At 56.9% G+C, this 12,647-nt stretch carries 9 protein-coding genes; 4 read left to right on the plus strand and 5 right to left on the minus strand.

The features are described from left to right. Positions 1 to 31: 31 nt before the first annotated feature. The 3 genes from adk to K2184_RS14280 all read left to right on the plus strand — a co-directional run bounded on the left by adk (position 32) and on the right by K2184_RS14280 (position 3,134). Entirely contained in the window at positions 32 to 676 is a 645-nt protein-coding gene (adk, locus tag K2184_RS14270) for an adenylate kinase (protein WP_004099679.1), read from the plus strand. Positions 677 to 803: 127 nt separating this feature from the next. Next, complete coding sequence (hemH, locus tag K2184_RS14275; RefSeq protein ID WP_004099681.1) at positions 804 to 1,766, plus strand: ferrochelatase; 963 nt, start codon at positions 804 to 806, stop codon at positions 1,764 to 1,766. A 63-nt stretch (positions 1,767 to 1,829) separates the two neighbouring features. After that, entirely contained in the window at positions 1,830 to 3,134 is a 1,305-nt protein-coding gene (locus K2184_RS14280; RefSeq protein WP_004099683.1) for an inosine/guanosine kinase, read from the plus strand. A 43-nt stretch (positions 3,135 to 3,177) separates the two neighbouring features. Here K2184_RS14280 and ybaL read toward each other — a convergent pair whose 3' ends face one another. Together ybaL and K2184_RS14290 are read right to left on the minus strand one after the other, a co-directional pair. Further along, a complete protein-coding gene (gene ybaL / locus K2184_RS14285; RefSeq protein ID WP_004099684.1) occupies positions 3,178 to 4,854 on the minus strand; it encodes a YbaL family putative K(+) efflux transporter in 1,677 nt (558 codons plus the stop codon). 368 nt (positions 4,855 to 5,222) lie between these two features. Beyond that, positions 5,223 to 6,443 carry an MFS transporter gene (locus K2184_RS14290; RefSeq protein WP_004111050.1) on the minus strand — a complete coding sequence of 407 codons (1,221 nt, stop codon included), beginning with the start codon at positions 6,441 to 6,443 and terminating at the stop codon, positions 5,223 to 5,225. Between the two features lie 163 nt (positions 6,444 to 6,606). Here K2184_RS14290 and ushA point away from each other — a divergent pair, with 163 nt between their 5' ends. Next, positions 6,607 to 8,259, plus strand: a complete 1,653-nt coding sequence (gene ushA, locus K2184_RS14295) for a bifunctional UDP-sugar hydrolase/5'-nucleotidase UshA (RefSeq protein ID WP_004099686.1) — start codon at positions 6,607 to 6,609, stop codon at positions 8,257 to 8,259. A gap of 125 nt (positions 8,260 to 8,384) precedes the next feature. Here the strand turns inward: ushA and ybaK are convergent, their stop codons facing one another. The 3 genes from ybaK to copA all read right to left on the minus strand — a co-directional run bounded on the left by ybaK (position 8,385) and on the right by copA (position 12,628). Beyond that, complete coding sequence (gene ybaK, locus K2184_RS14300) at positions 8,385 to 8,864, minus strand: Cys-tRNA(Pro)/Cys-tRNA(Cys) deacylase YbaK (protein ID WP_004099690.1); 480 nt, start codon at positions 8,862 to 8,864, stop codon at positions 8,385 to 8,387. Between the two features lie 201 nt (positions 8,865 to 9,065). Beyond that, positions 9,066 to 9,860 carry a TraB/GumN family protein gene (locus tag K2184_RS14305; protein ID WP_004111051.1) on the minus strand — a complete coding sequence of 265 codons (795 nt, stop codon included), beginning with the start codon at positions 9,858 to 9,860 and terminating at the stop codon, positions 9,066 to 9,068. Between the two features lie 266 nt (positions 9,861 to 10,126). Continuing rightward, positions 10,127 to 12,628, minus strand: a complete 2,502-nt coding sequence (gene copA / locus K2184_RS14310) for a copper-exporting P-type ATPase CopA (RefSeq protein WP_123830209.1) — start codon at positions 12,626 to 12,628, stop codon at positions 10,127 to 10,129. Positions 12,629 to 12,647 lie beyond the last annotated feature (19 nt).

The raw sequence follows: 12,647 nt of genomic DNA on the forward strand, positions 1-12,647 counted from the left end.
TATTGAATCAACTTTTGAGGGGATTTTCGTAATGCGTATTATTCTGCTTGGCGCTCCGGGCGCGGGTAAAGGAACTCAGGCTCAGTTCATCATGGAGAAATACGGTATTCCGCAAATCTCCACCGGCGACATGCTGCGTGCCGCGGTGAAGTCAGGCTCCGAGCTGGGCAAAAAGGCGAAGGATATTATGGACGCCGGTAAGCTGGTCACCGACGAACTGGTTATCGCCCTGGTGAAAGAGCGTATCACTCAGGAAGATTGCCGCAACGGATTCCTGCTGGACGGCTTCCCGCGCACCATTCCTCAGGCTGACGCCATGAAAGAAGCGGGCATTGCCGTAGATTACGTACTGGAATTCGATGTTCCTGATGAACTGATCGTTGACCGCATCATCGGCCGTCGCGTTCACGCTGCTTCCGGCCGCGTTTATCACATCAAATTTAATCCGCCGAAAGTCGAAGGCAAAGACGATGTGACCGGCGAAGAGCTGACCACCCGTAAAGACGACCAGGAAGAGACCGTGCGTAAGCGTCTGGTTGAGTATCATCAGATGACGGCTCCGCTGATCGGCTATTATCAGAAAGAAGCCGAAGCGGGCAATACCCAATACGCGAAAGTTGATGGCACCAAAGCGGTGGCGGACGTTCGCGCCGAACTGGAAAAAATCCTCGGTTAATTCCGTTAGTTCTCATCCCGCAGCGGCGGGGTGAGAACTCCTCTCATTTTACCTTTTTCTATGATTGGTTCCGTTTAGCGCCATTTCAGCTACAATTGTCAGCGATTCAAATGGTTAAGAGGCGGTAATGCATCAGACGAAAACAGGTATCTTATTAGCCAATTTAGGCACTCCCGATGCGCCCACGCCCGACGCGGTTAAGCGCTATCTACGACAGTTTCTTAGCGATCGGCGCGTGGTGGATACCTCCCGTCTACTGTGGTGGCCGTTGCTGCGCGGCGTGATACTGCCCCTGCGCGCCCCCAGGGTCGCTAAGCTCTATCAGTCCATCTGGATGGAAGACGGCTCGCCGCTGATGGTCTATAGCCAGCAGCAGCGGCAGGCGCTGGCCGCGCGGCTTCCGGATACGCCGGTGGCGCTGGGGATGAGCTACGGCTCGCCGTCGCTGGAGAGCGCGGTGGATGAACTGCTGGCGCAGGGTGTGGACCACATCGTGGTGCTACCGCTCTATCCGCAATACTCCTGCTCTACCGTGGCGGCGGTCTGGGATGAGCTGGGGCGTATCCTCGCCAGAAAGCGCGCGATTCCCGGCATCTCTTTTATTCGCGACTATGCCGATGATGTGGACTACATTCACGCGCTGGCCGCCAGCGTACGCGCTTCGTTTGCGGTGCACGGCGAGCCGGATTTACTGCTGCTCTCCTATCATGGGATTCCACAGCGTTACGCTCAGCAAGGGGATACCTATCCTCAGCGCTGTCGCGATACCACTCGTGAACTGGTTTCAGCCCTTGGCCTGTCGCCTGACCGGGTCATGATGACTTTTCAGTCGCGCTTTGGTCGTGAGCCGTGGCTGACGCCCTATACTGACGAAACGCTGAAAATGCTCGGTGAGAAAGGGGTGAAGCATATTCAGGTTATCTGCCCCGGCTTTGCTGCCGATTGCCTGGAGACGCTGGAGGAGATCGCGGTGCAAAACCGGGAAATCTTCCTTGAAGCCGGCGGCCAGCAATATGAGTACATACCGGCGCTTAATGCGGACACCGCGCATATTGAAATGATGGTCAACCTGACGGCGAAATATCGCTGATCGCGCGTGCGGCGGGGAGTATGCTACTATTCCCCGCTTGTTCACTGTCAATAAATCGCCACTATGAAATTTCCCGGTAAACGCAAATCCAAACACTATTTTCCCGTCAACGCTCGCGATCCGCTGCTGCAACAAATTCAGCCGGACAATGAGTCTAACGTCGCCTGGGTTGTCGGCATCGATCAAACCCTGGTCGATATCGAAGCGAAAGTGGATGAGGCGTTTATCGTACGCTACGGCCTGAGCGCCGGGCATTCGCTGGTGATTGAGGATGATGTCGCCGAAGCGTTGTACCAGGAACTGGTCCGCAACGATCTGATTACCCACCAGTTTGCCGGTGGTACCATCGGAAACACCATGCACAACTACTCGGTGCTGGCGGATGACCGCTCGGTTCTGCTTGGCGTCATGTGCAGCAATATTGAAATCGGCGGCTACGCCTATCGCTACCTGTGCAACACCTCCAGCCGTACCGATCTGAACTACCTGCAAGGCGTGGATGGCGCGATTGGTCGCTGCTTTACCCTTATTAGCGACTCCGGCGAGCGCACCTTTGCGATCAGCCCCGGTCATATGAATAAGCTCCGCCCGGAAAGCATTCCGGAAAGCGTGATCGCCGGCGCTTCCGCGCTGGTGCTGACCTCCTACCTCGTCCGCTGCAAGCCGGGTGAGCCGATGCCGGATGCGACGATGCAGGCCATCAAATATGCGAAAAAGCACGATGTACCGGTGGTCCTGACCCTGGGGACTAAATACGTTATCGCTGATAATCCGGCGTGGTGGCAGGCGTTTCTCAAAGAACACGTTTCTATTCTGGCGATGAACGAAGAGGAGGCGGAAGCGCTGACCGGCCTATCCGATCCGCTGCTGGCTTCCGACAAAGCGCTGGAGTGGGTTGACCTGGTACTGTGCACCGCCGGGCCCGCCGGGCTGTATATGGCCAGTTTTACCGAGGATGAGGCTAAGCGCAAAACGCAGCATCCGCTGCTGCCGGGCGCGATTGCCGAGTTTAACCAGTATGAATTCAGCCGCGCGATGCGCCACCAGGACTGCGAGAATCCGCTGCGTATTTATTCGCATATCGCACCCTATATGGGCGGGCCGGAGAAGATCATGAACACCAACGGCGCCGGCGACGGCGCGCTGGCGGCACTGCTGCACGACATCACCGCTAATAATTATCATCGCAATAACGTGCCGAACTCCAGCAAGCACAAATGCAAATGGCTGACCTATTCCTCGCTGGCGCAGGTGTGTAAATACGCTAACCGCGTGAGCTATCAGGTGCTGAACCAGCATTCACCGCGTCTGACCCGCGGCCTGCCGGAGCGTGAAGATAGTCTGGAAGAGGCCTACTGGGATCGTTAAGCCGGTAAATAAAGTCGGCCCCGGGGAGTCGGGGCCGGAAGCATTAACCGGTAATAAGCTCGCCGGCTGGCGGCGTTTCAAGCAGCTTAAGCATGGCGCGGGCGATTTCTCGTTCGCCCATCACTACCTGGTTGGCGCCGCGTTCAACAATATATTCCACCTCATCGTCGTAATGCGCGCGCGCGATGATCTCGATATTCGGGCACTTCTCGCGCGCTGAGGCCACGATCTCTCCGGCCTCGTAACCGTTAGGGATGGTGAGCAGTAGCCAGCGCGCGCAGTCCAGATGCGCCAGATTCATAATCTCTTCATTGGCGGCGTTACCTAAAACTGCGCGAATACCCCGCGCGCGCAGTTCGTCAACGCGGGTGCGCGACGTTTCGATAACTACCAGCGGTATCCCCTGAGCCATCAGTTTTTCACCAAGCAGGCTCCCGACGCGACCGAAACCGACCAGCAGCGCATGGTTACAGATATCAACGGGGATCTGTTTCTCATCTTCCAGCACTTCTTCCAGCGTCTGTTCGTCCAGCGTCTCCGTTTTATCGAGGTATTTTTCCAGCAGGGTAAACAGGACCGGGTTGAGCATGATGGAGATAATGGCGCCGGCAAGCACCAGGTTCTGCCCGGCCTGCGGCAGCAGATCCAGCGCCATTCCCAGACCGGCAAGAATAAAGGCGAATTCACCGATTTGCGCCAGACTGGCGGCAATGGTCAGGGCAGTGCGCGGCGAGTGGCCGAACATCCGCACCAGGAAGAAGGCGGCAGCCGATTTACCGAAAATGATGATAGCCAGCGTCGCCAGTACCGCCAGCGGCTGCTCAAGCAGAATCATCGGGTCGAACAGCATTCCGACGGAGACAAAGAACAGCACGGCGAAGGCGTCGCGCAGCGGCAGCGTATCGTGGGCCGCGCGATGGCTGAGCTCGGATTCATTGAGCACCATACCGGCGAAAAAGGCGCCGAGGGCGAAGGAGACGTCAAATAGCTCAACGGCGCCGAAAGCGATGCCGAGCGCTAACGCCAGTACCGACAGCGTAAACAGCTCGCGTGAACCGGTTGCCGCGCTGCGCGACATAATCCACGGCACCAGGCGGCGGCCGACGAGCATCATAATGGCGATGAAGGCGACGACTTTGCCGATGGTAATACTCATATCGAGGGCCAGAGAAGCCAGGCCCACGTCGCCTTTCTCGGTCATGCCGGCAACCGCCGGCAGCAGCACCAGCGTCAGAACCATCACCAGATCTTCAACAATCAGCCAGCCGATGGCGATTTGCCCCCGCTGGCTATCAATAAGCTGCCGTTCTTCCAGCGCGCGCAGCAGCACCACGGTACTGGCGGTAGAAAGACACAGACCAAAAACGATACCGGTCATTAACGACCAGCCCAGCATGGCAGAGAGCGCCATACCCAACAGGGTCGCTACGGCTATCTGGGCGATAGCGCCCGGGATGGCGATGGCCTTAACCGCCATCAGATCTTTTAAGGAGAAATGCAGACCCACGCCGAACATCAGCAGGATCACGCCGAGCTCGGCCAGTTCCGGTGCCAGCTTGGTATCAGCAACAAAACCTGGGGTAAAAGGTCCGGCCAGCACGCCCGCTAATAGATATCCCACCAGAGGAGAAATACGTAGCTTATTGGCAATCATGCCGAGAATAAAGGCGAGCACAAGGCCGCCGACAATGGTGGTGATTAGCGGTGTTGCGTGGTGCATTCCGTCTCCTTGCAGTGGTGAGCTGATCCATTTTCGGTACATACCCGTCATGCTTCAATTTGCATGGGCGTAGGCTTTATTACTTAGCTCATCCATGAGCCTCGCCCTTGGGGGCCAGCGCCAGCGCTGTTCAAGGCACAAGTGGCTTGTCCTGCAACTTGAATGAATTAGGGTATAAAACCAAAAAACCGAATAATAGTTTATGACACTTTCAGCGGTTTTGTTTATGAATAATCGTTGAATTTTGCAGAAAAATGCAATTGACGTGCAAAAAAGCACGGAGCGCAAAATGGCAGCAGCTTATGCGGGGTAATGCTGGTGGGGTAAGGGATTGTGGTAGCCAAAGTTACACTTTGGCTACCGAAGAATCATGACTTTTGATGGTTGTTAGGTAGAAATATCGTCAGGATGCCGATTAGAGGCAGGAAAGCGCAGATTTTATAGACCAGTTCGATGCTGGTATGGTCAGCTAAGAGCCCCAGTACCGCGGCGCCAAGGCCACCCATGCCAAAAGCAAAACCGAAGAACAAACCAGAAACCATGCCGATCCGCCCCGGTAATAGCTCCTGGGCATAGACCAGAATGGCGGAAAAGGCTGAGGCAAGGATAAAACCAATTATCACCGTTAAAATCCCGGTCCATTCCAGGGATGCATAGGGTAAAACAAGGGTGAACGGCGCTACGCCAAGGATAGAGCCCCAAATAACATATTTGCGCCCAATCTTATCGCCGACAGGCCCGCCAATCACCGTTCCTGCCGCGACGGCAAAAAGAAAGGCAAATAGATGAAACTGGGCATTTTGCACCGACAATCCGAATTTTTGCATCAGATAAAAGGTGTAATAGCTGCTGATGCTCGCCATATAGAAGTATTTCGAGAAAATCAGCAGTAACAGGATACTGACCGCCAGAATAACTTTGTTTTTTGGCAACGGATTTACAATCAGCGCCTTCGGTTTACCTTTATTCATCCGATGCTGAGCGGCATACCAGCGGCTGATTTGCGCCAGCACGACGATCGCCAACAGCGCTGCCAGGACAAACCAGCCAACGTTACCTTTACCGTAAGGAGCGATAATCAGGGCCGCAAGCAGCGGGCCTAACGAGCTGCCAAAGTTGCCGCCGACCTGAAATATCGACTGCGCCAGGCCATGGCGACCGCCGGAAGCCATACGCGCCACGCGTGAAGACTCCGGATGAAAGACCGAAGACCCGGTGCCGACCAGCGCGGCTGCCAGCAGAACCATACCAAAGCTCCCCGAGATCGCCAGCAGCACCAGACCGCTCAGGGTAAAGCACATGCCTATCGGCAGCGACCACGGCATCGGATGTTTGTCGGTCAGATAGCCGACGACCGGCTGCAATAGCGATGAGGCCAGCTGGAAGGTGAGGGTAATCATACCTATCTGCACAAAGGTCAGCGAAAACTCGGCCTGCAGCAGCGGGTAGATAGCCAGAATAAGCGATTGGATCATATCGTTTAGCAAATGGGAGAGGCTGATGGCGCCGAGAATGCGAAACGAGGTGCGTGCTTTTTGCGGCGCAGCAGCAGGGCCGGATAAGGGTTGTGCGGTCTGATTCATTGCCATAGGTTCACTTAAGTGTTTTTTATAGAGGATGCAGGTGGAATTATTATCTGCCTAACATACCTGCCCCTAAGGTTTGAAGGAAGTCGCAATTCTGAAAACATATTTGTCTAATCGGCCAACTCGCTATACTTTCGGCAGTTGTTACTTCGTCAGGGAGAGAAATATGCACTTTATGAAGCAAGGCGTTGCGCTGGCGCTATTTACGGCGCTATCGCTGGGGAGCCTGTCAGCGCAGGCTTATGAGCAGGATAAAACTTACAAAATAACCATCCTGCATACTAACGATCATCATGGCCACTTCTGGCGTAGCGACTACGGCGAATATGGGCTATCCGCACAAAAAACGCTGGTTGACGGTATTCGCAAAGAGGTGGCGGCAGAAGGCGGCAGCGTGCTGCTGTTATCCGGCGGCGATATCAACACCGGCGTGCCGGAATCCGATTTACAGGACGCGGAACCTGATTTCCGCGGGATGAACCTGATTGGCTACGATGCAATGGCGGTGGGTAATCATGAATTTGATAATCCGCTTAGCGTACTCCGTCAGCAGGAAAAATGGGCGAAGTTCCCTTTCCTTTCGGCGAATATTTATCAGAAAAGCACCGGCGAGCGTCTGTTTAAGCCGTGGGCGCTGTTCAAACGCGGCGGGCTGAATATTGCGGTTATCGGTCTGACGACCGACGATACGGCTAAAATTGGTAATCCCGAGTTCTTTACCGATATCGAGTTCCGTAAACCGGCGGAAGAGGCCAAACTCGTTATCCAGGAGCTGCAGCAGAATGAAAAGCCGGACGTGATTCTGGCTACTACCCACATGGGCCATTATGACAATGGCGCTCACGGTTCGAACGCGCCGGGCGATGTTGAGATGGCACGCAGCCTGCCTGCGGGAGCGCTGGCGATGATCGTCGGCGGTCACTCGCAGGACCCGGTATGCATGGCGTCGGAGAACAAGAAGCAGGTGGATTACGTTCCGGGTAGCCCGTGCGCGCCGGACAAGCAGAACGGTATCTGGATTGTGCAGGCCCATGAGTGGGGTAAATATGTTGGCCGCGCCGATTTTGAATTCCGCAACGGCGACATGAAGCTGGTGCGCTATCAGCTGATCCCGGTCAACCTGAAGAAAAAGGTCACCTGGGACAACGGCGAGAGCGAGCGCGTGCTCTATACGCCGCAAATCCCCGAAAATCCGCAGATGCTCTCCCTGCTGACGCCTTTCCAGAATAAAGGCAAAGCGCAGCTACAGGTGAAAATCGGTAGCGTAAACGCGCATCTGGAGGGCGATCGCAGCAAAGTTCGTTTCGTGCAAACCAATATGGGACGTTTGCTGCTGGCGGCGCAGATGGCGCGCAGCAATGCTGATTTCGCGGTGATGAGCGGCGGCGGAGTGCGTGATTCGATTGAAGCGGGTGATATCACCTATAAAGATGTGATGAAGGTCCAACCCTTCGGCAACGTGCTGGTCTATGTCGATATGAGCGGTAAGGAAGTGACCGAGTATCTGACCGCCGTGGCGCAGATGAAGCCCGATTCCGGCGCCTATCCGCAGTTTGCCAACGTCGGTTTTGTGGCTAAAGACGGCAAGCTCAATAATTTGACCATCAAAGGCGAACCGGTCGATCCGGCAAAGACCTATCGTATGGCGACCCTGAGCTTTAACGCCACCGGCGGCGACGGCTATCCGCATATCGATACGAAGCCCGGCTATGTTAATACCGGCTTTATCGATGCCGAAGTGCTGAAAGAGTATATCCAGAAAAACTCACCGTTGGATGCGGCAGCTTATGAACCGAAAGGCGAGGTAAGCTGGCAGTAACGTTTGAGCCAAACCCCGGTTGCGTAGCTACCGGGGCTACAGGTCTCAGCGGTTTTGGATTTTGTAGCCCGGACAAGGCGCGTCAGCGCCGCCTCCGGGATTATCCTCTGACGCAAAACCGTCAATTAATCGCGCCGCGCGATATCGGCGAATTTTGCCTCAAGGATCTTCGCCAGATCGCTGGCCGCCAGCTCAATATCCAGCCCGCGTTTGCCGCCGGAAATATAGATGGTGGCAAACGCCTGGGCCGGTGCGTCAATCACCGTCGGCAGACGTTTTTTTTGCCCGAGCGGGCTGATACCCCCCACCAGATAGCCGGTAACCCGCTGCGCGACCATCGGGTCTGCCATATCCACTTTTTTTGCGCCTAAGGCCTTCGCCACTTTTTTCAGATCCAACTGACCCGCAACCGGGGTCACTGCAACGGCCAGATGCTTCATGTCGCCGTTAACGGCAACCAGCAGCGTTTTGTAGACCTGGTCGGCGTTCAGTCCCAGCTTACGCACCACTTCGTCACCAAAATTGGTTTCGTTCGGATCGTGATCGTAGCTGTGGATTTGAAAACTAATTTTGTTTTTTTCGAGTAATTTTACGGCGGGAGTCATCGTTATCCTTCTTACCAACCGATTAAATGTGACATAAGCATACGCCCGACGGCTGTCTAAAAAATAGTATCATCTTGCGCAATAGTATTGGCAGTGATGGTCACTTTGAGCGACAATCAGACGATCCGGGGCGCGAACCCCGGAATAATAATAATGATGAAATTCCTCTTTGACGGGCCAATAGCAATATTGGCCATTTTTTTACGTCAGCATGTCCGGCAGATTCCCTTCGCCGTATAAATGCAGCGCCCCGACGGCAACCACGTAGCGTCCCGGCGGCAGCGCCAGCAGCGTTTCCCGCCAGGCGAGGTTGCGCTGGTGCATCAGAACGTCATACAGCGACTGGCTAAAGGTTGTCGGCAGCGAGGTAGCCCCTCTTGACGGCGGCTGATCGAGCCACCAACCGATCATCACCTGCAGCAGACGCGCATTTGTGCGCCAGTGGGTGAGGGTATCCTCCAGCAGCGCCAGACCGCCATCGGGCAGATCCCGCAGCAGCGCAATCTGGCTGTCGGCTCCCTCCAGCTCCATCACGCGGATATGGCTCTCGCGCGCCGCCATCAGCAGTTGATAATCAATGCCGTAATCCGCCCTGAGCCCCAGTTTTTGCGCCTGAGTTGCCTGCAGTACCATCGCTACCTGCCACAGCGGTTGACTGTCGAACAGCGCGACAGACAGGCCCATTTCTGCCGCTCGCTCTTGCAGTGCAGCAAGCTGGGGGGCGTTCAGGCGTTCCGCCAGCGGCGGACAGGAGGGGAGGTTGCTGAATGGCGTTTCGCTGCCGCTAATATCCGCTTCCACAATCAGCGCATCGGCCTGACGGATCTTTTTTAACAGCCGGGCGGGCGGCGGCGACATATCGCGGGTGCCCATATGAATACTGCCGACCAGGTGCAGATAGCGTTCCCCGGGAAGGGTGATATCCAGCGCGGGCCAGGAATAAGACGAGCCGAGGGCGGCTTGCCACAGCATTTTTATTCGGTTTAACAGGCCCATACGTGCTCCGTAGTGTGAAGCTTTCATGCTAGCGCCTGGGGAAGAACGGCGCAAGGAAAGTCCAGGGAAAGCGTCTGCGCGCAGACACTGGTTTATCGGCTGGAGCACTCACCGGAACGAGCAGAATGACTGAACGTCGGCGTCTGGTTATTTTCTCGCACGGGTACACGGTCATCTGCGGTTGTGCTCCCGGCTAAGGCGTTGACGCCGCCAGCCGGGAATCCAACCGCACGGCGGCTGAAACGACAGGAGCTTAGGCTTCCGGCTTAGGATTTTGGCTTAAAGCGCAGCAGGCGGTTGGCGTTGCTCACGACGGTAATCGAAGAGAGCGCCATGGCGGCGCCCGCCACCACCGGATTGAGCAGCGTTCCGGTTAGCGGCCACAGGATCCCGGCGGCAATCGGAATGCCCAGCGAGTTATAAACAAATGCCCCCAGCAGGTTCTGCTTCATGTTGCGCAGCGTGGCTTTGGCGATCTCCAGCGCATCGGCGACGCCGTTCAGGCTATGGCGCATCAGGGTAATCGCCGCTGTCTCAATAGCGACATCGCTGCCGCCGCCCATGGCGATCCCCACATCGGCCTGCGCCAGCGCGGGCGCATCGTTGATACCGTCGCCGATCATCGCCACCTGATGTCCCTGGCCTTGCAGGCGCTTAATCGCATCGGCTTTACCGTCCGGCAGAACCCCGGCAATCACCTCATCAATGCCCGCCTCTTTAGCGATAGCGTTGGCGGTGGTTGGGTTATCGCCGGTCAGCATGACCAGACGATAACCCTGGCGGTGCAGCCTGGCTAATGCCGCCACGCTATCTTCACGCAGCGGATCGCGGATGGCGAACAGCGCCGCCGCCTGACCATCTACCGCCAGTAGCACCGGCGTCGCGCCCTGTGACGCCTGGGCGTTCATTTCGCCTTCTATTTCAGCCGTTGCTATCTTTTGCTCATTAAGCAGCGCCTGGTTGCCGAGCAGCAGACGGTAGCCTTCGGCTTCACCGCTGACCCCCAGTCCGCGTAGGGTGCGGAAATTATCTACCGCAGGCAGGCGTTGATCTGCGGCTTTGTCGAGGATGGCGCGCGCCAGCGGGTGGCTGGAGCCTTGCTCCAGTGACGCCGCCAGACGCAGTGCGGTGGTTTCATCGATGGCGGCAAAGGTTTTTATCGCCACCACCTGCGGTTTACCCTCGGTGAGGGTACCCGTTTTATCAAAGACCAGCGTATCCAGGGTGCTGGCGCGCTGCAGCGCATCGGCATCGCGCACCAGAACTCCGTACTCCGCCGCGCGGCCCACGCCGGAGATAATCGACATCGGCGTTGCCAGCCCCAGGGCGCACGGACAGGCGATAATCAGCACCGTGGTGGCGATCACCAGGGTATAGACAATTTGCGGCGCCGGACCGAAAAAGTACCAGATCGCGGCGCTGAACAGGGCTATCGCCACGACCGCCGGGACGAACACGGCGGAGATTTTGTCCGCCAACTGGCCGATTTCAGGTTTACTGCTCTGCGCCTGACGCACCATGCGGATAATACGCGCCAGGGTGGTCTGGCTGCCGACGGCGCTGGCGGTAAACAGTACGCTGCCGTCCTGCACTACGGTCCCGGCATGCACGGCGTCACCGTCGCCTTTTTGCTGCGGCACCGGCTCACCGGTGAGCATCGCTTCATCGAACCAGGCCTCGCCCTGGCTAATGATGCCATCGACCGGAACGCGATCGCCGGTGGTCAAACGCAGGGTCATTCCCGCCTGAACTTCCGCCAGCGGCAGATCTTTTTCGCCTTCGTCGGTGACCACCCGCGCTGACGGTGGGGTTAAATCGAGTAGTTTTTCCAGCGCTTTTGAAGAGCGCTGACGTGCACGGGCTTCCAGCATATGGCCGAGGTTAATCAGACCGATAATCATCGCGCTGGCTTCATAATAAAGGTGGCGGGCTTCCAGCGGAAACCACTGCGGCCACAGATTGACGCTCATCGAATAGAGCCAGGCGACGCCGGTACCCAGCGCCACCAGCGTATCCATCGTCGCGGTGCCGTTTTTCAGGCTTTTCCACGCGCTGCGGTAAAAATGGCCGCCGGCAAATACCATCACCGCCAGCGTGACAAGGCCGATAACCAGCCACAGGGTACGGTTATCATCGCTGACCATCATGTTGTCGCCGATCATCCCCCAACCCATCACCGGGATCCCGACCAGCAGGGCGACGATAGCCTGCCAGCGGAAGCGCTTCATCGTGGCGATGGCGGTTTCCTGCTGACGCTCGCGGCGCTCGAGGTCGTCTTCGATAGCCTCCGCGCCGTAGCCCGCTTTCTCTACGGCCTGGACTAATTCTGCGGCGGACGCGCTGCCCAATACCAGCGCAGTGCGTTCCGCCAGGTTGACCCGCGCCTGCGAGACGCCCGGCACCGCGGCGAGCGCGTTTTGTACCCGGGATACGCAGCTGGCGCAGCTCATGCCGTTGATTAACAGCTGCTGGCTGTCATCTTCGTCACGGGCTGCCGGAAGCTCAGTGGTGGCCGCTGTCAGTGCTTCCGGCGGGATTGATGATTCTGCCAGCGGTTTAGCCTTTGGGTGGCTGAGCTCCGCGCCGTATCCGGCTTGTTTAATGGTCTCAATCAGCGCTTCCGCGCTGGCGCTGCCCGTGACGTGGGCTTCGGTAACGGTAACTTCCGCCTGCTCAACGTCGGGACGCTGCTCCAGGCTCTCTTTCACCCGTTTAACGCAGTGGCCGCAGGAGAGGCCATCAAGCGCGAGGTCGATAGTGTTAGACATAAATAACTCCTGAATAAAT

Origin of the sequence: Klebsiella sp. K5-306 (genome assembly GCF_051835185.1) — a bacterium.
Lineage (GTDB): Bacteria > Pseudomonadota > Gammaproteobacteria > Enterobacterales > Enterobacteriaceae > Klebsiella > Klebsiella oxytoca.